Origin of the sequence: Streptomyces sp. NPDC087310 (assembly GCF_044744405.1) — a bacterium.
Classification (GTDB): domain Bacteria; phylum Actinomycetota; class Actinomycetes; order Streptomycetales; family Streptomycetaceae; genus Streptomyces.
Genome location: NZ_JBIUYF010000012.1, coordinates 124,025 through 144,045 on the forward strand (window position 1 = coordinate 124,025; position 20,021 = coordinate 144,045).

12 protein-coding genes are annotated in these 20,021 nt (G+C 71.8%); 4 read left to right on the plus strand and 8 right to left on the minus strand.

The window, feature by feature from the left end; genetic code table 11:
* Nucleotide 1 precedes the first annotated feature (1 nt).
* A complete protein-coding gene (locus tag ACIO3P_RS36195) occupies nt 2-1,105 on the plus strand; it encodes an aminotransferase class V-fold PLP-dependent enzyme (protein WP_329823037.1) in 1,104 nt (367 codons plus the stop codon).
* A gap of 2 nt (nt 1,106-1,107) precedes the next feature.
* A complete protein-coding gene (locus ACIO3P_RS36200) occupies nt 1,108-2,289 on the plus strand; it encodes an alanine racemase (RefSeq protein WP_401855422.1) in 1,182 nt (393 codons plus the stop codon).
* Nucleotides 2,290-2,378: 89 nt separating this feature from the next.
* Here the strand turns inward: ACIO3P_RS36200 and ffh are convergent, their stop codons facing one another.
* The 5 genes from ffh to ACIO3P_RS36225 all read right to left on the minus strand — a co-directional run bounded on the left by ffh (nt 2,379) and on the right by ACIO3P_RS36225 (nt 10,136).
* Nucleotides 2,379-3,935, minus strand: coding sequence for a signal recognition particle protein (gene ffh / locus ACIO3P_RS36205; RefSeq protein WP_329823039.1), 1,557 nt, complete (start codon nt 3,933-3,935; stop codon nt 2,379-2,381).
* A gap of 306 nt (nt 3,936-4,241) precedes the next feature.
* Nucleotides 4,242-6,773 carry a [protein-PII] uridylyltransferase gene (locus tag ACIO3P_RS36210; protein WP_329823040.1) on the minus strand — a complete coding sequence of 844 codons (2,532 nt, stop codon included), beginning with the start codon at nt 6,771-6,773 and terminating at the stop codon, nt 4,242-4,244.
* Between the two features lie 16 nt (nt 6,774-6,789).
* Nucleotides 6,790-7,128 (minus strand): P-II family nitrogen regulator, encoded by a 339-nt coding sequence (locus tag ACIO3P_RS36215; protein WP_329823041.1) that lies wholly within the window; start codon nt 7,126-7,128, stop codon nt 6,790-6,792.
* Nucleotides 7,125-8,414 carry an ammonium transporter gene (locus ACIO3P_RS36220; protein ID WP_329823042.1) on the minus strand — a complete coding sequence of 430 codons (1,290 nt, stop codon included), beginning with the start codon at nt 8,412-8,414 and terminating at the stop codon, nt 7,125-7,127. Before ACIO3P_RS36220 ends, ACIO3P_RS36215 begins: the two co-directional genes overlap by 4 nt.
* A 372-nt stretch (nt 8,415-8,786) precedes the next feature.
* The gene (locus ACIO3P_RS36225; protein ID WP_401855455.1) at nt 8,787-10,136 is read right to left on the minus strand and encodes a hypothetical protein; all 1,350 of its coding nucleotides are present in this window, start codon (nt 10,134-10,136) and stop codon (nt 8,787-8,789) included.
* Between the two features lie 554 nt (nt 10,137-10,690).
* Here ACIO3P_RS36225 and ACIO3P_RS36230 point away from each other — a divergent pair.
* Complete coding sequence (locus tag ACIO3P_RS36230) at nt 10,691-11,350, plus strand: bifunctional DNA primase/polymerase (RefSeq protein WP_329823043.1); 660 nt, start codon at nt 10,691-10,693, stop codon at nt 11,348-11,350.
* Nucleotides 11,351-11,479: 129 nt separating this feature from the next.
* Here ACIO3P_RS36230 and ftsY read toward each other — a convergent pair whose 3' ends face one another.
* Nucleotides 11,480-12,688, minus strand: coding sequence for a signal recognition particle-docking protein FtsY (gene ftsY, locus ACIO3P_RS36235; RefSeq protein ID WP_401797473.1), 1,209 nt, complete (start codon nt 12,686-12,688; stop codon nt 11,480-11,482).
* A 241-nt stretch (nt 12,689-12,929) separates the two neighbouring features.
* Between ftsY and ACIO3P_RS36240 the strand changes: the two genes are divergently transcribed.
* Entirely contained in the window at nt 12,930-14,456 is a 1,527-nt protein-coding gene (locus ACIO3P_RS36240; RefSeq protein WP_401855424.1) for a purine-cytosine permease family protein, read from the plus strand.
* A gap of 49 nt (nt 14,457-14,505) precedes the next feature.
* Here ACIO3P_RS36240 and ACIO3P_RS36245 read toward each other — a convergent pair whose 3' ends face one another.
* Nucleotides 14,506-15,927, minus strand: a complete 1,422-nt coding sequence (locus tag ACIO3P_RS36245) for a sugar porter family MFS transporter (protein WP_329823045.1) — start codon at nt 15,925-15,927, stop codon at nt 14,506-14,508.
* Between the two features lie 252 nt (nt 15,928-16,179).
* The gene (locus tag ACIO3P_RS36250; protein WP_401855425.1) at nt 16,180-19,842 is read right to left on the minus strand and encodes an AAA family ATPase; all 3,663 of its coding nucleotides are present in this window, start codon (nt 19,840-19,842) and stop codon (nt 16,180-16,182) included.
* Nucleotides 19,843-20,021: the final 179 nt, after the last annotated feature.

Here is a 20,021-nt window from a genome sequence, read left to right on the forward strand (position 1 = left end):
GATGCCTCCCCGTCTTCCCCGGACCTTCCCGCTGCCCACGATCGCGCTGGAGGACGCCGTCCAACTCCAGTTCCGGCTGCTGGAGCACACCGCCGCGCACTTCGAGGGGCCCCAGCTCTTCGAGGCGGACGCCGGTGTGGTCACCGGGCTGGGCCGACCCCGTACGACCGCACGCGTCGAGGCCGTTCTCGCCGACTGGTTCGGCGCCGAGGACGCCGCGCTGGTGCAGGGCGCCGGTACGGGCGCGATCCGGGCCGCGCTCCAGGCGGCCGTCTCCCCCGGCGATGCGCTGCTGATCCACCGGGCGCCGGTCTACCGGACCACCGCCGTCACCCTGCGCGGCCTCGGCGTCCGTACCGTCGAGGCCGACTTCAACGACCGTGCGGCGCTCCGCGAGGCCCTGGCGTCGACCGACCTCGACTGGGCGTACGTCCAGCACAGCAGGCAGCGGCTCGGGGACTCCTACGATCCGGGCGAGGTGCTGGCGGCCTGCCGTGCCGCGGGGGTGCGTACGGTCGTCGACGACAACTACACGGTGCTGCGCGTGCCCGCCTGCGGCGTCCAGCTCGGCGCCGACGTCTCCTGTTTCTCCCTCTTCAAGCTGCACGGACCGGAGGGCGTGGGCGCGGTCGTCGGCGCCCGTGATCTCGTCGGGCGCGTCCGTGCCGACAACTACTCGGGCGGCGGCCAGGTCCAGGGCGCCCAGGCGCTGGAGGCGCTGCGCGCCCTCACCCATGTGCCCGTCCTGTGGGCGCTCCAGTCCCGGGTCTCCGCCGAGGTCGCCGGGCGGCTGACCGCGGGCGAGGTGCCGGGCGTCGCGGAGGTACGGATCGCCAACGCGCAGGACCGCTGTCTGCTGGTACGGCTCGACCGCCCCGTCGCCCGCCAACTGCCCGCCGTCGCCGCGCGGTACGGCGCCGCGCCGTACCCCGTGGGCTCCAACTCCCGTTACGAGATCGCGCCGCTCGTCCACCGGATGTCCGCCTCGTCGCTCGACGACGCTCCCGAGCTCGCCGACTGGACCGTACGGATCAACCCCATGCGGGCGGGCGCGGACCTGGTGATCGACATCCTGTGCCGTTCGCTGCACGAGCTGAAGGGCTGATCGTGTTCCTGGACACCGTCCTCACCCGCAACCCCGCGCTCGTCGAGACGGCGACCGCGCTGCACGTCTCGGGCGCCATCGGGCCCGACACCTATGTCGTGGACGCCGACGCCGTGGAGGCCAACGCGGCGCTGCTCGCGGCCGGGGCGGAGCGGCTGGGGCTCTCGCTCTGGTTCGTGGTCAAGCAGTTCGGCCGCAACCCCGCGCTGATCCGCGCGGTCGCCCGGCACATCCCCCGGTTCGCCGCGATCGACCCGTCCGAGGCGCGGGCACTGCACGCGGCGGGGGCCCGGGCGGGCAACCTCGGCCATCTCGTGCAGATCCCGCGCCGCGCCCTGCCCGGGATGCTGGCCTGGCGCCCCGAGGCGGTCACGGTCTTCGATCTCGCCAACGCGCGGGCCGTCTCGGACGCGGCGGGCGGGCTCGGTCTCGTCCAGGACGTGTTCGTACGGATCGAGGCCGCACCGGGCTCCGGCCATCCGGGGCAGGAGGGCGGCGTACCGCTGGAGGCCCTGGACGGCTTCGCCGCCGCGGTCGAGCGGCTGCCGTCGGTGCGGATCGCCGGGGTGACGGCGTTCCCGTGCGTGCTGTGCGCGCCCGACACCGGCCGGCCGGCCCCGACGCCCACCTTCGAACTCGTCCGCGAGGCGCGGGAGGTGCTGACCGCGCGCGGCCATCGGGGGCTGGGCCTCAGTGCCCCGGGCGCAACCTCCGTGGCGGCGTTGCCGCTGCTGGCCCGGCTGGGCGCCACGCACGGCGAGCCCGGCCACTCCCTCACCGGCACCACACCCCTGCACGCGGCGGATCCGCACCAGCCGGAACGGCCCGCCTACGTGTACGTCACCGAGGTCGCCCACACGCTCGCGGACGGCCGGCCCGCGCTCTTCGGCGGCGGGTTCTACGCCCGGTCCGGGGTCCGCTCCGCCCTGCTGCCCCGCACGGGGCTGCGCCTCCGGGTGGGCGACGCCTCTGCGGAGAACATCGACTACTACCGGCTGTTGGACCCGCCCGGTACGGGATCCGGCGAGGTGAGAGCCGGGGACACGGCCGTCCTGGCGTTCCGTACGCAGATCTTCGTCACTCGCTCGACCGTCGCGGTCGTCGCCGGGCTCACCGGCGGAAAGCCCCGGCTCACGGGGCTGTACGACGCGCGGGGCCGGGCCCTCGAAGGAGCCGCCCTATGAGCAGGACAGCCACCGACGGCCTCGGCGGTGGCGCGCGGACCGCTGTCTCCGCGCCACCGCCCTCCGTACCCGTACCTCTACTCGTACGGCTAGCCCATGAACTTCTTGAACTCGTCCGGCAGTTCGAAGTTCTTGTCCTGGTCCCCGGCCGGCAGTCCGAACGCGCCGCCCGACTGCGCCGCCTCCTCGCGCCGCGCCAGTGCCGCCTGCTCCTCGGCCTTGCGCTTCATCGGGTTGCCGGAGCGCTGCTTGCCCTTGGCCTGCTTGACCTTCTTCTTCGTACGGCCGGGGCCGCCGCCCATCCCCGGAACGCCCGGCATGCCCGGCATCCCGCCGCCCTGCGCCATCTTCGACATCATCTTGCGCGCGTCGAAGAACCGCTCCACGAGGTTCTTCACTGCGCTGACCTCGACACCGGAACCCCGGGCGATACGGGCGCGGCGCGAGCCGTTGATGATGACCGGGTCCTGGCGCTCGGCCGGGGTCATCGACTTGATGATCGCGGCGGTGCGGTCCACGTCCTTCTCGTCGATGTTGTTGATCTGGTCCTTGATCTGCCCCATGCCGGGCAGCATGCCGAGCAGCTTGGAGATGGAGCCCATCTTCCTGACCTGCTCCATCTGCGCCAGGAAGTCGTCGAGCGTGAAGTCCTTCCCGCCCTTGCTGCTCGCCAGCTTGGAGGCCATCTTCTCGGCCTCGGCCTGGCTGAACGTCTTCTCCGCCTGCTCGATGAGGGTGAGCAGGTCACCCATGTCGAGGATGCGGGACGCCATCCGGTCGGGGTGGAACGCGTCGAACTCGTCCAGCTTCTCGCCGTTGGAGGCGAACATGATCTGCTTGCCGGTGACATGCGCGATGGAGAGGGCCGCGCCACCGCGGGCGTCACCGTCGAGCTTGGAGAGCACCACGCCGTCGAAGCCGACGCCGTCGCGGAATGCCTCCGCGGTGTTGACCGCGTCCTGGCCGATCATCGCGTCCACGACGAAGAGGACCTCGTCGGGGCTGACGGCGTCGCGGATGTCCGCGGCCTGCTTCATCAGCTCCTCGTCGATACCGAGGCGGCCCGCGGTGTCGACGATGACGACGTCGTGCTGCTTGGTCTTCGCGTACTCGATCGAGTCCTTGGCGACCTTGACCGGGTCGCCGACGCCGTTGCCCGGCTCCGGCGCGTAGACCGCGACGCCCGCGCGGTCGGCGACGACGGAGAGCTGGGTGACGGCGTTGGGGCGCTGGAGGTCACAGGCGACGAGCAGCGGGGTGTGGCCCTGGCCCTTGAGCCAGAGGCCGAGCTTTCCGGCCAGGGTGGTCTTACCGGCGCCCTGGAGGCCCGCCAGCATGATCACGGTCGGCGGCTGCTTCGCGAAGCGCAGGACGCGGGTCTCACCGCCGAGGATGCCGACCAGTTCCTCGTTGACGATCTTGACGACCTGCTGCGCGGGGTTCAGCGCCTGGGAGACCTCCGCGCCGGCCGCGCGCTCCTTGACCTTGGCGATGAAGGCGCGGACGACGGGCAGCGCCACGTCGGCTTCGAGCAGGGCGATACGGATCTCGCGGGCCGTGGCGTCGATGTCCTCCGGGCTGAGGCGCCCTTTGCCCCGGAGGCTCTTGAATGTGGCTGCGAGGCGGTCGGAGAGAGTATCGAACACGGTGGTCGCGGATCCTCAGGTCGGGAGCGGATGAGGGGACTGTCCCGCGCGGTGAAGGACAGACCGTCCCCCAGGGTATCCGGCCGCGCGTGGTGGGGTCTGCCCTGTGGGTGGCCCGGCCGTACGGGAGGCGTACGCGCCCCGTACGACCGCAGGCCACCGGGCGGCCGGAATCGTCGCCGCGGCACGGTCCGCGTACTCCGGCCGGGTCCGGTCGGGGCGCTCCGGTCCGGCGCCATCCGGTCCGGCGAGCTCCGGTCCGGCGCCGTCCGAAACAGCACCGACCGGAGCGGCGGGCCACGGGACTCAGCGCAGTGCCGTCTCCACGGCGCGTGCCAGTTCGGTGGCGGCCTCCGCCGTCAACGGCCGTCCACGGTCCGAGGTGACGTAGAAGGCGTCGACGGCGTTGGCGCCCAGCGTCGACACATGGGCGCTGCGCACCATCACCCGAGCGTCCTCCAGGGCGCGGCCGATGCGGTGCAGCAGCCCCGGGGCGTCCTGGGCGCGTACCTCGATGACCGTCGCGTGCCGGGAGGCGGTCGGCGCCACGGTCACGCGCGGCGGCGGGGCCTTGACGCCGCGACGGCGCGGGTAGGCGGCCTCGCGCTCGGCGAGCCTGGCCGGGATGTCCAGGGAGCCGTCCAGGGCCCGTACGAGGTCGGCGCGGAGCCGGGCGGCCTGCGGCAGCGAGCCGTACGCCGCCGCGACGCGCCAGCTCAGCAGCAGGACGCCGGTGGTCCTGCCCGACGCACCCCCTTCACCTGGGGCGGAGCCCGGTTCACCCGGCGGACCGCCCATCCCGCCCGGCAGTTCGACGGCGCGCAGGTCGGCGGCCCGTACCGTGAGCCGGTGCAGGGCGAGCACCCCCGCCGCCGCGGGCAGCACGCCGGGCTGGTCGGGCAGGGCGATGAGCAGTTCGACGCCCACCGGTTCCGGAGCGCCGTCCTCCTGCTCGTCCTGCTCGTCCTGTGCGGTCCCCGGCTGCGGGGCCTCGGTCTGCGCGTGCAGGGCCAGTACGGGGCCGCCGGTGCGCAGCGCCTCGACGGCGAGGCGTTCCTGCTCGGCGCTGGGCGCGGTGGGCTCGGGTTCCGCCGGGTCGTCGCCCGCGAGCACGGCGGCGACGCGGGCGACCAGGTCGGTGACGAGGGAGGAGCGCCAGGACGACCAGGCAGCGGGTCCGGTGGCGAGCGCGTCGGCCTCGGTAAGGGCGTGCAGGAGTTCCAGGGTCGCCAGCGAGCCGACGCGGGTGGCGACGGAGCTGACGGTCGCCGGGTCGTCCAGGTCGCGCCGGGTCGCCGTGTCGACGAGGAGCAGGTGGTGGCGTACGACGGTGGCGACAGTGGCGACGTCCTCGCGGTCGAAGCCGATCCGGGCGGCGACGTCGCGGGCGATGATCTCACCGGCCACGGAGTGGTCGCCGGGCCAGCCCTTGCCGATGTCGTGCAGCAGGGCGCAGACGAGCAGCAGGTCGGGGCGGCCGACGCGGCGGGTGAGCGAGGACGCCTGGACGGCCGCCTCGACGAGGTGGCGGTCGACGGTCCAGGTGTGGACGGGGTTGCGCTGGGGGCGGCACCGTACGCGCTCCCAGTCGGGCAGGAGCTGGGTGATCAGCCCTTCGGCTTCGAGGGCTTCCCAGACGGGAACGGTCGACTCGCCGGCGCCGAGCAGGGTGACCAGTTCCTCGCGGGCCTCGGCGGGCCAGGGCACCGGCAGGGGTTTGACGGCGCGGGCGAGGCGGCGTACGGCGTGCAGGGAGATCGGCAGTCCGGCCTGAGCGGCGGCGGCAGCGGCCCGCAGGGGCAGCACGGGGTCGCGTTCGGGCCGTGCGGTGCGGGCGAGAACGACCTCGCCGTCCTGCTCGACGACGCCCTCGGCGAGCGGGGTGCGGTCCGGGGCGGGCTTGCCGCCCAGCATGGCGCGCAGCCGCGGGCGTACGGAGCGGGAGCGCAGGACGCGGTTGACCTCGCGCCAGGTGACGTCGGAGGCATACGAGACGGTGCGCGCGGCCTCGTACACCTGGCGCAGCAGGGCGTCGGCGTCGAGCAGGCCGAGTTCGGCTGCGACGGGGTCCTGCTCCTGGAGGGCGAGCCGGTCGGTGGCGCGTCCGGTGGTCAGATGCAGGGCGTCGCGGGCGTCGAGCAGTGTGCGGCGTGCGTCGCCGAGGCCCTCGCGGGGCGCGTCGGCGAGCCAGGAGGCGGCGACGGCGCGCAGCGCGGTGGCGTCGCGCAGTCCGCCCCTGGCCTCCTTGAGGTCGGGTTCCAGGAGGAACTGGAGCTCGCCCTGGCGCTCGGCCCGTTCCCGGCACAGTTCGTCCAGTTCGGGCAGGCGCTTGGGCGCGGTGTTGCGCCAGTCGGCGAGGATCGTGGTGCGTACGCCGGTGACCAGGCCGAGGTCTCCGGCGACATGCCGGGCGTCGAGCAGGCCGAGCTGCACCTTGAGGTCCTCGGCGGCGGTCTTGCGCGCCTCGGCGGGGGTGCGTACGGAGTGGTCGAGGGCGAGTCCGAGGTCCCAGACCGGGTACCAGACACGGTCGGCGAGGGCGGCGATCGCTTTCGCGGGGGTCTTGCCGTCGTGCAGGAGCAGCAGGTCGAGATCGCTGCGCGGGGAGAGTTCGCCCCGTCCGTAGCCGCCCACGGCGACGAGGGCCGCGCCGCGTACCCCGGTCTCCTGGGCGGCGGTGGTGAACAGGGCGTTCAGCCAGTCGTCGGTCAGGCGGGCCAGCGCTCCACGGCGCGGCGGCCCTGGCTGCGCCTTCTCCTGGAGGAGGCGCAGCCGGGCCGCCGCATAGCCGCTGGGTCCCGAGTCTGCCTTTTCGGGTGTCTCTTCGAGGCTCGTCACCCAGTCGTTCCCGTCTCTAGAGGGCGTCCGGGCCGCGCTCGCCGGTCCGTACGCGGACCGCCGTGTCGACCGGGACGCTCCATACCTTGCCGTCACCGATCTTGCCGGTGCGGGCGGCCTTCACCACCACTTCGATGAGCTCGTCGGCGTCGCTGTCCTCGACCAGTACCTCGATACGGATCTTCGGTACGAGGTCGACGGTGTACTCCGCACCCCGGTAGACCTCGGTGTGGCCGCGCTGCCGGCCGTATCCGCTGGCCTCCGTGACCGTGAGGCCCTGGACGCCGAAGCCCTGGAGGGCCTCCTTGATCTCGTCCAGCCGGTGTGGCTTCACGACTGCGGTGATGAGCTTCATGCGTCCACCTTCTTGTTCTTCGCCGCGGCGGCGTTGTCGTCGTGGTGCGGGGCGGCGAGGCTGCTACGGCCGGACGGGGAGCCGCCGACCGCGCTGTAGTCGTACGCCGATTCCGCGTGGTACGCCATGTCGACACCGCTGGTCTCGTCGTCCTCGGAGGCGCGGAAACCGATGGTGACGTCGACGATCTTGGCGAGGATCCAGGAAACCACGAAGGAGTACGCCATCACGGAGAAGGCCCCGGTGGCCTGCTTTCCGAGCTGCGTGAGGCCGCCGACACCGTCGACCGCGAGGACACCGACGAGCAGGGTGCCGATGACACCGCCGACGAGGTGGACGCCGACCACGTCGAGGGAGTCGTCGTAGCCCAGCTTGAACTTGAGGCTGACGGCCCAGGAGCAGACCAGACCGGCCACGAGACCGATGAGGATGGCACCGAAGGGGCTGACGTTCGCACCGGACGGGGTGATCGCGACGAGGCCGGCGATGGCGCCGGAGGCGGCGCCCAGCGTGGTGAACGCGCCGTGCCGGATGCGCTCGTAGATCAGCCAGCCGAGCATGGCCGCGCCGGTGGCGATCTGGGTGTTGAACGCCATGATCGCGGAGGTGCCGTTGGCGGCGAGCGCGGAGCCGGCGTTGAAGCCGAACCAGCCGAACCACAGCAGGGCCATGCCGAGGACGACGAGCGGCAGGCTGTGCGGCCGCATCGGGTCCTTCTTGAATCCGATCCGCTTGCCGACGACCAGGACCGCGGCGAGCGCTCCGACACCGGCGTTGATGTGGACCGCCGTACCGCCGGCGAAGTCGATCACGCCCAGCTTGAAGAGCCAGCCGTCGGACTGCCAGACCCAGTGCGCGATCGGGAAGTACACCACGGTGACCCAGAGCGTGATGAAGAGCGCCCAGGCGCTGAACTTCACACGGTCGGCGAGCGCACCGCTCATCAGCGCGGGGGTCAGGACGGCGAACATGAGCTGGAAAAGGGCGAAGGCGAAGACGGGGATGCCTTCCTTGCCTCCGGTCAGGGTGTCGACCGAAATGCCCTTGAGCCCGATGTGGTCGAAGTTGCCCAGGAGACCGCCGCCGATGTCGTCACCGAAAGCCAGTGAGTATCCGTAGAGGACCCACAGGACGCTGACGATCCCGAGCGAGATCAAGGACATCATGAGCATGTTGAGGGCGCTCTTCACCCGCACCATGCCGCCGTAGAAGAATGCCAGGCCGGGCGTCATCAGCATGACGAGCGCGGCACTGATCAGTACGAATGCGGTATCTGCGCCATTCAAGGCCAGCGTCTCCTCGTGGGTCGGATACGGCCCGTGCGGATGCTCAAGCGGGTATGGGGCCGACTGTGCTCAGGAGATTGGCGCAGCGCGGTTTCAGCCAGTGCCGCTCGATGTTTCACGCCGGTGACGAAGGCGTCCCCTGTGTTACACCCCGATGAACCGGCAGATCTCGGACGGGGGCCGCGGATACCCTCTGCGGACACCCGGCGGGCGGCCCGCGGGCAGCGGAAACCGGCCGCGGCATTCACCCTGCTGTCCTGGCGGCGGGGGAGCCGTGTCGGGCTGTACGGGGTGGTTGCCGCGGCCGGAGCTGGAGCGCGCCGTGTACGGCGCCGGGGACGGGCTGTGTACGACCGGGGGAGGGCCCGCGGCTCAGACGGCCTCCGCGGACTCGGGCAGCTTCTGGGCGAGCACTTCGGTCAGATCGACGACCTCGGCGACGTCACCGAAGTCCCTGGCGGCGGTGTCGAGCGTCTTGCGCAGCCGGGTGTTGACCCGCTCGGAGCGCACGCTGCGGGCGACGTCCAGGGCCTTCTCGGCCAGGGCCGTCGCCTGTTCGGGCTCGCGGTTGAGGAGGTGGACGGTGGCCATGCCGATCAGGTTCAGCGCGTAGGACCGCTGGTGTTCGTCGTCCTTGGCGAAGAGTTCGACGGCGCGCTGCATGACGGGCTCGGCGAGGGAGGCGTAGGTGGGGCTGCGGCCGGCGACATAGGCCAGATCGCGGTACGAGTGGGCGTTCTCGCCGTTGAGCTCGGCCTCGGAGAAGAAGCGGATCCAGTCGGGCTCCGGCTCGCCGTCGAGCCCGACGTCGGAGAAGGTGTCCTCGGCCATTCTGACGGCCCGCTTGGTCTTGCTCGGCTGGCCCATGTTCGCGTACGCCCTGGCCTCCATCGCATACAGCATCGCCTGGGTCCTGGGGGTGGCGCCCTCCCTGCCGCCGTACTGCGCGAGATGGATGAGTTCGAGGGCGTCGTCGGGCCGGCCCAGATGGATCATCTGGCGGCTCATGGAGGAGAGGATGTACGCGCCGAGCGGCTTGTCCCCGGCCTCCTTGGCGGCGTGCAGGGCCAGCACGAAGTACTTCTGGGCGTTGGGCTGGAGGCCCACGTCGTAGCTCATCCAGCCGGCCAGCTCCGCCAGCTCGGCGGCGCACCGGAAGAGCCGCCGGGAGGTCGCCTCGGGCTGCGGCTCCTGGAGGAGTTCGGTGACCTCGTGGAGTTGGCCGACGACCGCCTTGCGACGCAGGCCGCCGCCGCATTGGGCGTCCCACAGCCGGAAGCAGGACGTGGTCGATTCCAGCAGGTCCAGCTCGGGGTCGGAGAGGCGGGTGGGGCGGGGCAGGGCGACGGGGTCCGGGACCGGCTCGCCCGGGTCGGCCGCGGGGGTGGGCACGAGCCAGCGTTGCATCGGCTCGACCAGGGCGGGCCCGGCGGCCAGGCTCAGGGACGTACCGAGGAAGCCGCGCCGGGCCAGCATCAGGTCGCTGCGGGAGAACTCGCTGATCAGCGCGACCGTCTGGGGGCCCGCCCAGGGCAGGTCGACGCCGGACACCGACGGGGAGCGGTGGGCGGAGCGCAGTCCCAGCTCCTCGACGGCCACCACGGCGCCGAAACGCTCGGAGAACAGCTCGGAGAGGATGCGCGGGATCGGCTCGCGGGGCTGCTCGCCGTCGAGCCAGCGGCGTACCCGCGAGGTGTCCGTGCTGATGTGATGCGCGCCCATCTGGCGCGCGCGGCGGTTGACCTGGCGCGCCAGCTCACCCTTCGACCAGCCACTGCGCAGGAACCACGAGTTGAGTTGCCCATTCGGACGCTTGCCGGTATCCGTACCGCCTGCGCCGCTGCCCACTGGAAAGCCCCCATCCGACGAATGCCCTTGTCTCGCGAACCGCTATCAGAATGCCGTGCGCGACGACCCCGTGTCCGGAGGTTGCGCCCCTTCGAACAGGAAACCGAGTTGCCCTTGGCATACCCGCGAGACTGTCTTACCCCGAGGTTCGTGCACCGAAAGTAATCCTACGATCACCCGTCCGGCGAGGGTGATTCCACAAACGCCACCATTCGCCACCCCTTCGAATGAACTCGCCCCCCGTGGGGCGCGATTGACTTGACGAAGAACGTTCAGGGGTGGCGCAACAGTGCACGCCGGGGCGCACGAATCGGATCGCACCACCCCCAATGCAACTTCGCGCCACTCGAATGGCCCAAGCGGCAACGGAGCGTCACAGGCAGACTGCGAGTCGTAACCACCGGCGAGTTCGACCCGTTGGAGGGGGCATGGGCTTCACGATCGGCGGCATCCGGGACATGCGGTCCGGCTCGCGCCGCCGCGTTCGCACCACAGAGTGCACCGTGGTGGCGGAGTACACCGGACTCTGGGGCTGGGACGTCGTGCCCGGCGCGCGGGCCTCGGGCGGACACTGCTCCTGCGGCGATCCCGGGTGTACGGCGCCGGGCGCCCACCCGCTCGGCTTTGGAGCCGAGGTCCCGGCGGGCGCCACACTGGCCGACGCGGCGAAGGCGTGGTCGGAGGTGCCGGGCGCGGCGGTGCTGCTTCCGGTGGGCCGGAGTTTCGACATCATCGACGTCGCGGAGCCGGCCGGCAGCCGCGCGCTGGTGCGGCTCGAAAGGATGGGGCTCCCGCTGGGCCCGGTGCTGGCGACGCCGACGGGCCGCGCCCACTTCTTCGTCGCTCCGGGCGCGGCGGCCGAGCTGCCGGAGCTGCTCTACCGGATGGGCTGGGACGACGCGGATCTGGATCTGCACGGCCGGGGCGCGGGCTCACATGTCACGGCGCCCCCGTCGGACCTGGCGGGCCTCGGTCCGGTCCGCTGGCTGCGGCCACCGTCCCTGGACACGGCCGCGGCGCCCCCGCCGGCCCGGCTGCTGCTCGGCACCCTGGCGTACATCTGCCACCGCTCGATGCCGCCGCCGTAACCCGGTAGGCCGAGGGCAGGGGCGAGGGCGGGGGCGGGGGCGGGGGCGGGGGTACGGGGTACGGGGCCGTCTCCCGCCCCGTACCCCGTACCCCCGGTCCAGACCGCTCCGGACCGCTCCGGACCGGGGTCAGTCCCCGATCAGCGCGTCGACGAACGCGCCGGGCTCGAACGGCGCGAGGTCGTCCGGGCCCTCGCCCAGACCGACCAGCTTCACCGGTACGCCCAGCTCCCGCTGGACCGCGATCACGATGCCGCCCTTGGCCGTACCGTCCAGCTTGGTCAGCACGATCCCCGTGATCTCGACGACCTCCGCGAAGACCCGTGCCTGCACGAGGCCGTTCTGCCCGGTCGTCGCGTCCAGGACGAGCAGCACCTCGTCCAGCGGACCGTGCTTCTCCACGACGCGCTTGACCTTGCCCAGCTCGTCCATCAGGCCGGTCTTGGTGTGCAGCCGCCCCGCCGTGTCGATGAGGACGACATCCGCGCTCTCCGCGATGCCCTCCTTGACGGCGTCGAAGGCGATCGAGGCGGGGTCGCCGCCCTCGGGGCCCCGTACGGTGCGCGCGCCGACGCGCTCGCCCCAGGTCTGGAGCTGGTCGGCGGCGGCGGCGCGGAAGGTGTCCGCCGCGCCGAGGACGACCGACTTGCCGTCCGCGACGAGCACTCGGGCCAGCTTGCCCGTGGTGGTGGTCTTGCCGGTGCCGTTGACGCCGACGACCATCACGACGCCGGGCGTGTCCAGACCGCTCTCCGTCTTCACGGCCCGGTCGAGATCGGGGTCGAGGAGCACCAGCAGCTCCTCCCTGAGGAGGGTGCGTAGCTCCGCCGGGGTGCGGGTGCCCAGCACCCGGACGCGCTCGCGCAGCCGCTCGACCAGCTCCTGGGTCGGTGCGACGCCGACGTCGGCGGTGAGGAGGGTCTCCTCGATCTCCTCCCAGGTCTCCTCGTCCAGGTGCTCACGGGAGAGCAGGGTGAGCAGCCCCTTGCCGAGGGAGTTCTGCGAGCGGGCGAGCCGCGCGCGCAGCCGGACCAGCCGGCCCGCGGACGGCTCGGGGATCTCGATGGCGGGCGCCTCGGCGGCCGCTACGGGCTCCTCGACGGCGACCGGCGCACCGGTGGTGTCGGGGAGTCCGACCTCCTCGATCGTGCGGCGCGGTTCGTCGCGCGGTGTCTCCGCCTCGTCACCGACGTGCGGTTCGGCGGGTGGGGCTGTGATGGTCGGCGTGCTCGACGGTGCCGAGGGCGGCAGCTTCTTCTTGCGGCTGCTGACCACGAGCCCGCTGATCGCGCCGACCGCGACCAGGGCGATGACTACAACAAGGATGACGATTTCCATAACGCTCCCAGTATCGGCCACGGCCGGGCGCGGCTCTCGGCCATGCCGGGGCGCGTCCCCGCAGGGTCCTCGCCGGGACTGGTCCCGGCGGGGTCCGCCCCGGCCATGACGTCAGAGGTTCACACGAAGACCCTCGTGATGATTTGGACGTTTTACCCCGAACGTACGATGGTGGAGGTTCCGGGTTCGCCCGGAGGTCCACTCCCCCGCAGGAGCCCCCACCTCTGTTCGGAGCCTGTTCATGCCCCACGCCTCCGCGTCCGAAGGCGCGATGGAGACCCGTGGCCTGGAGCCCGTCCCCGACGACGAGCGCACCGGCCATGTGCGGGGACTCTTCCCCACCTGGGTCGCCGCCAACATCAGCGTGCTGCTGCTCACGATGGGCGCCGGCCTGATCGTCCTGAACGGCCTCAACTTCTGGCAGGCGCTGGTCGTCGGGGTCACGGCACCGCTCGTCTCGTACGGCACGGTCGGGCTGATCTCCATCGCGGGCAAGCGTGGCGGAGCGCCCGGGATGGCGCTCTCCCGGGCGGTCTTCGGTCAGCGGGGGAATCTCTTCCCCGGGTCGCTGATCTGGGTCGCCCGCTGGGGCTGGGAGACGATCAACGCGGTGACCGGCGCGTACGCCGTGCTGACGGTGCTCGATCTGCTCTTCGGGATCAAGCGCAGCACCCCGCTCGTCGTGGTCACGCTGCTGCTCTTCGTCGCCGGGACCTTCCTGGTCTCGGGTCTGGGCATCAAGGCGCTACGGGTCTGCAGCACCTGGTCGGCGTACCTCTTCGGCGCGTTCAGCGTGCTGGTGCTGGTCCATCTCGTCGCCGGGACCGACTGGTCGGCGGTCTTCGGCAAGCCGGCCGGTTCGACGGCGATGATGATCGCGGGCATCGGCACGATCGCGGCGGGCGGCCTCAGTTGGGTCCCTTCCGGCCCCGACTTCACCCGCTATCTGCCCCGGTCCGCGTCGGGCCGGGCCATGGTCGGCACGACGGTGGGCGGCGCGGGGATCGTGGTGCTTCCCCTGGTGCTGATGGGCGCGGTGATGGCGGTGGGAACCCCGGATCTGGCCAGGGCGCAGGACCCGGTCTCCTTCATCGGCGCTCTGCTGCCCACCTGGATTTCCGTGCCGTACCTGCTGATCGCGCTGGTGGGGATGGTGCTGATCAACTCGATGTCGATGTACTCGGCCGGGTTCACGGCGCAGACCCTGGGCATCAAGGTGCCCCGCGCGTGGGCGGTCAGCGTGAACGCGGTGATCAGCCTGATCCTCGGCTTCCTGCTGATGGTGGTCGCCACGAGCTTCATCAGCTCGTTCGTCTCGTTCCTCACCCTGCTCGCGGTGGCGTTCTCCGCGTGGATCGGCGTCTTCGGCGTGGACATGCTGCGGCGGCGTACGTACGACGGTGCGGCGCTGATGGACACGACCCGCACCAGCGGCTACTGGTACCGGGGCGGCTTCGCCCCGTCGGCCATGGCCGCCTGGGGTACGGCGCTGGTGGTGGGGGTGCTCTTCACCTCGGTCCAGTGGTTCTCGGGCCCCCTCGCCGGCACCTGGGTCGGGGAGAACGGCCTGGGCTGGGTCGTCACGGTCCTGGTGGCGGCGGGGCTGTACGGGGTGCTGCCACGGGAGCGCGCGAAGGCCCCGGCGTCCGCAGAAGCGGAGGCCGGGGCCGAAGCCGAAGCGGAGGCCGGAGCCGAGGCCGGAGCCGGGGCCAGGACGGGGACAGGTGCGGACGCGTCCGACGCGGGGTCGGCGAGACTGACCGTCTGACGTCCCCGCCACCCGGCTTCCCGGTTTCGGGACCGCGCTTCGGGACGGGCTAGCCCATCTCCTCCAGCGTCTTGCCCTTCGTCTCCTTCACGAAGAGGAGCACGAAGGGAATGGAGAGCGTGGCGAAGCAGGCGTAAATGACGTACGTACCCGAAAGGTTCCAGTCGGCCAGGCTCGGGAAGCTCGCCGTGATGGCCCAGTTGGCGATCCACTGCGCGGAGGCGGCGACACCGAGCGCGGCGGCGCGGATCCGGTTCGGGAACATCTCGCCGAGGAAGACCCAGACGATGACGCCCCACGACAGCGCGAAGAAGAGCACGAACACATGCGCCGCGACCAGGGCGACGGTGCCCTCGGTGCTGGGGAGCTTGCCGTCGACCAGGTTCGCGGAGAACGCCCATGCCTCACAGGCGAGCGCGACGGCCATACCGGCGGAGCCGACGAGGGCGAGCGGCCTGCGGCCGACCCGGTCCACCAGGACCATCGCGATCACGGTGCCGATGATGTTGACGATCGATGTCGTGAACGAATAGAAGAACGAGCTGGACGGGTCGATCCCGACGGACTGCCAGAGCGTCGCCGAGTAGTAGAAGGCGACGTTGATGCCGACGAGCTGCTGGAAGACCGAGAGCCCGATACCCACCCACACGATGGGCAGGAAGAAGAAGCCGCCACCGCCCAGCAGGTCCTTGAAGGTCGACTTGTGCTCGCGGTGCATCGCGTGCTCGATCTCGGCGACCCGTGCGTCCAGGTCGACGCCCTTGCTCTCGACCTCGGCGAGCACCTGCTTGGCGCGGTCCACCCGGCCGACGGAGATCAGGAAGCGCGGGGACTCGGGGATCGCGAAGGAGAGCAGACCGTAGAGCATCGCCGGTACGACCATCACACCGAGCATCCACTGCCACGCTTCGAAGCCCAGCAGCTTGCCGCGCTGGTCGCCGTCGGCGAGCTGGAGGATGCCGTAGTTGACGAGCTGCGAGACGGCGATGCCGATGACGATCGCGGCCTGCTGGAAGGAGCCGAGCCGGCCGCGGTAGGCGGCCGGGGAGACCTCGGCGATGTACGCGGGGCCGATCACCGACGCCATGCCGATCGCGAAGCCGCCGATGATCCGCCAGAACGCCAGATCGTAGATGTTGAACGGCAGGGCCGAGCCGACCGCGCTGATCGTGAAGAGGACGGCGGAGATCTGCATGCAGCGGATCCGGCCGATCCGGTCGGCGATCCGGCCCGCCGTGGCGGCCCCGATCGCACAGCCGATCAGTGCGATGGCGATGACCTGGGCGAGGGCCGCGGAGCCGATGTCGTACCGGTCCCGGATGGCCTCGACGGCTCCGTTGATCACCGAACTGTCGTAGCCGAAGAGGAAGCCGCCCATCGCGGCGGCGGCCGTGATGAAGATGACATGGCCGAGGTGTTCGGGGTGGGCCGCTCGACCTCCTGGCGGCGGAACCTGCGCTGTGCTGGTCACGTGTACTCCTGAGGCCGCCCGGCTGCGTTGCCGGGCGTGGGGTGGGCGAGCCTTTCAAGTGAGGCATAACGTCTCGCCAGCCACCACTTGAAGACAAAAGCAACGCGCAAGAGACTATGCCTTCATGTTTTGAAGAGATGGCGCGGGGCTGTTGCAGGGCTGTTTGCGGCACGGTGCGACAAATCCCCCCCTTGCCCTTCACCACATCTTCAAGTGATGAAAACGCCATGAACCTCGGCGCCGCCATGAACCTCAGTGGAGCCGCTGGCTGATGACCTTGGATACCCCGTCGCCCTGCATCGACACCCCGTAGAGCGCGTCGGCGACCTCCATCGTCCGTTTCTGATGGGTGATCACGATGAGCTGGGAGCTCTCCTGGAGCTCCTGCATGATGCGGATCAGCCGCTGGAGATTGGTGTCGTCGAGCGCCGCCTCGACCTCGTCCATCACGTAGAACGGGCTCGGCCTGGCCTTGAAGATCGACACCAGCAGCGCCACCGCGGTCAGGGACCGTTCGCCACCGGAGAGCAGCGAGAGCCGCTTGACCTTCTTGCCCGGCGGCCTGGCCTCCACGTCCACACCCGTGGTCAGCATGTTCTCCGGATCCGTGAGGATCAGCCGCCCCTCGCCGCCCGGGAAGAGCCGTGAGAAGACGCCCTCGAACTGGACGGCGGTGTCCCGGAACGCCTCGGTGAAGACCTGCTCCACCCGCTCGTCGACCTCCTTCACCACCCCCAGCAGATCGGCCCGGGCCTTCTTCAGGTCTTCGAGCTGCGCGGAGAGGAACTGGTGGCGTTCCTCCAGCGCCGCGAACTCCTCCAGGGCCAGCGGATTCACCTTCCCGAGCTGCTGATACGCCCGTTCGGCGGCCTTCAGACGCTTCTCCTGCTCGGCCCGCGCGTACGGCGTGGGCCGGTTCCGCGGATCCTCCGGGTCCTCCGGAAGCTCCTCGCCCTCGGCCGCCGGCGAGGGCGGCACGGGCTGGTCGGGGCCGTAGTCGACGATCAGCCCGGCCGGCTCCACGCCCAGCTCCTCCAGCGCCTTCGCCTCAAGCTGCTCGATCCGCAACCGCTTCTCGGCGCCGAGCACCTCGCCCCGGTGCACCGAGTCGGTGAGCTTGTCCAGCTCACTCTTGAGGTCACGGCCGGTGTTCCGCTCGGCGGTCAGCTCCCGGTCGCGTACGGACCTGGCCTCCTCGGCCGCGGCGCGCTCCGCCTCGGCCCGTACGACCGAGACCTCCACATGCGCGAGCAGTTGCCGGGCACCGGCCGCGACGGCCGCGGCGACCCGTGCCTCGTGACGCAGCCGGGCGCGCCGCTGCTCCGCGCGCGCCCGGGCCTCGCGCTCGGCGCGCGCCGCCCGGTCGAGGCCGTCGGCCCTGCCCGCGAGCCCCTTCACGCGCTCCTCGTGGGTACGGACCTGGAGCCGCGCCTCCATCTCGGTCTGCCGGGCGTTCGCGCCGTCGGCGGCGAGCCGGTCGCGTACGGAGGTATCCGGTTCCTCGTGGCCCTCCCCGAAGGGGGACTCCTCCTCCGCGACGAGCAGCCGCTCCGTCAGCTCCTCCGCCTCCTCCGTGGCCCGCTCCAGCGCCTCCTGCGCCTCGGCGGCGGCTCCGGCGGCCCGTTCGGCCTCCGCGGCGGCGGCGCGGGCCTGCCCGGAGAGCCGCCCGAGCCGCCCCGACACGGCGGACTTCTCCCGGTCGGCGGCCCGGCGCCGCTCCCCCAGCTCCTCCACGAGCGCGGCGTGTTCGGCGCGGCGCCCGGCGGCGGCGCGCCGCGCCCCGTCCAGCTCCTCGCACCGTACGGCGAGCAGCGCCAGCTCGCCGGCGGCCTGGTCGACGGAGGCTTGCACCTCCAGCAGGCTGGGCGCCGCCGCGGAGCCGCCGTGCGCGAAGTGCGCCCCGAGCAGGTCCCCTTCGGCGGTCACGGCGGTGAGGGTGGGCCGCGCGGCGACCAGTTCCCCGGCGTCTTCGAGGGTCGCGACGACCACCATGTCGCGTACGAGCCGCCGTACGGCGCCCATCAGCTCGGCGGGTCCCTGGACGAGGTCGGCGACGTACGGCGCGGAGACCGCGGTCCGTACGGAGCCGGCCGGGCCGCGGGCGGTCTCCGCCGTGTGCGCGCCGGGGCCGCCGCTCTGCGCGGGTACCCCGCCGGGCGCGTGCGGGGCGGACGGCTGCCCGTGCGGGGCGGACCCCGGGGTGCCCAGCAGCAGGGCGGCCCGGCCCGCGTCCCGTTCGCGCAGCAGCCGCAGGGCCTCCACCGCCGCGGCGGGGCCGCTCACCGCGATGGCGTCGGCCGCCGCGCCCAGCGCCGCGGCCACCGGGATCTCCTGGCCAGGGGTGACGGTGAGCAGTTCCGCGGCGGGCCCGAGCAGGCCGGTGAGCCGATCGCGGGCGCCCAGCAGCGCCCCCGTGCCGTCCTTGCGGCGCAGCCCCAGGGCGAGGGCGTCGTGGCGGGCGGTCAGGGCGGCGTGTTCGCGCTCCGCCGTGGTCGCGGCGTCCCGCGCCGCGCCCTGCGCCGTCTCCGCGTCGGCGAGGGCGCGGCGGGCGTCCTCGTACCGTGCCGCGAGCGCGTCGTCCTCCGCGTCGAGGCCGTCGACCTCGGCCTTGAGCTGTTCGTACTCCTCCTGCGCCTGGGCCGCGCGCTCGCGCGCCTCGTCCCTGGCCGCGGCGAGCCGGCCGATCTCCGCCTGGGCCGAGGCGGCCCGGCCGCGCGCCGCGCTGACCTGGCCGTGCAGCCGGGCCAGGCCCTCGCGGCGGTCCGCGAGGGCGCGGGCGGCGTCCCTGAGGCGGCGTTCCTCGGCGGCGAGTTCCCGCTCCAGCTCGGCGCGGTGGGCGACGGTGTCCTCGCGCGCGTGCTCGGCCGCCTCCAGCGCGGCGGCCAGCTCCGCCTCCTGCTCACGGATCCGGGCGGCCTCACGCTCCAGGTCCTCGGGGTCGCGGCCCCGCCGCTCCTCCTCGGGGGCGTTGGTGGCGCTGGTGACCCGCGCGTCGGCCAGCGAGACGGTGCCGCGCACCCGTTCGGCGAGCTGCGACAGCTCGTACCAGGTCTGCTGGGCCTTGCGGAGGCGTGGCGCGAGCCGCCGTACCTCCTCCTCCAGTTCCGCCTCGCGGGTCAGCGTGGCCTTCAGCCGGTTCTCGGTCTCCTCCTTGCGGCTCTTCAGCTCGGCCTCGTCCGCGATCTCCGTACGCAGCGCCTCGCGGAGCCGTACGAGATCGTCGGCGAGCAGCCGCAGCCGGGCGTCGCGCAGATCGGCCTGGATGACGGCGGCCCGCCGCGCGACCGCCGCCTGCCGGCCGAGCGGCTTGAGCTGGCGGCGCAGCTCGTCCGTCAGGTCCTGGACGCGGGCGAGATTCGCCTTCATCGCCTCCAGCTTCCGCAGCGCCTTCTCCTTGCGCCTGCGGTGCTTCAGTACCCCGGCGGCTTCCTCGATGAATGCGCGGCGGCCCATCGGATCGGCGTGGAGTACGGAGTCGAGCTGGCCCTGTCCGACGATCACGTGCATCTCGCGGCCGATACCGGAGTCGGAGAGCAGCTCCTGAATATCGAGCAACCGGCAGGTGTCGCCATTGAGCTGGTATTCGCTGCCGCCGTTGCGGAACATGATCCGCGTAATGGTGACCTCGGCGTACTCGATCGGCAGCGCTCCGTCGGAGTTGTCGATCGTGAGAGAGACCTCCGCGCGGCCGAGCGCGGGGCGCCCGGTCGTGCCGGCGAAGATCACGTCTTCCATTTTCCCGCCGCGCAGCGACTTCGCGCCCTGTTCTCCCATGACCCAGGAGAGGGCGTCCACCACATTGGATTTCCCGGAGCCGTTCGGGCCCACGACGCAGGTGATACCCGGCTCGAAGCGCAGCGTCGTGGCGGAGGCGAAGGATTTGAACCCGCGCAGGGTCATGGCCTTGAGGTGCACGCCGCCGGACTCTACCGGGCCCGGATCGTCCGTCGGCGGTTTCACCGTGGAACGCGCAGGGCACATCAGACGTTAAGAAAGGCGTGGCAGCGCCAACAAAGCTTCGTACAGGGGAAGATGGAAAGAAAGAAGGGACGCCGAAGCGTCCCTTGCATATCTTGCGAGAGTGTTTCTCACCT

Excerpts from the sequence above, each read along its gene's own strand:
- ACIO3P_RS36195 (WP_329823037.1), top strand. The coding sequence starts at position 2 with ATGCCTCCCCGTCTTCCCCGGACCTTCCCGCTGCCCACGATCGCGCTG.
- ACIO3P_RS36215 (WP_329823041.1), bottom strand. The coding sequence starts at position 7,128 with ATGAAGCTCATCACCGCAGTCGTGAAGCCACACCGGCTGGACGAGATC.
- ACIO3P_RS36225 (WP_401855455.1), bottom strand. The coding sequence starts at position 10,136 with ATGGGCGCGCATCACATCAGCACGGACACCTCGCGGGTACGCCGCTGG.
- ACIO3P_RS36230 (WP_329823043.1), top strand. The coding sequence starts at position 10,691 with ATGGGCTTCACGATCGGCGGCATCCGGGACATGCGGTCCGGCTCGCGC.
- ftsY (WP_401797473.1), bottom strand. The coding sequence starts at position 12,688 with ATGGAAATCGTCATCCTTGTTGTAGTCATCGCCCTGGTCGCGGTCGGC.
- ACIO3P_RS36240 (WP_401855424.1), top strand. The coding sequence starts at position 12,930 with ATGCCCCACGCCTCCGCGTCCGAAGGCGCGATGGAGACCCGTGGCCTG.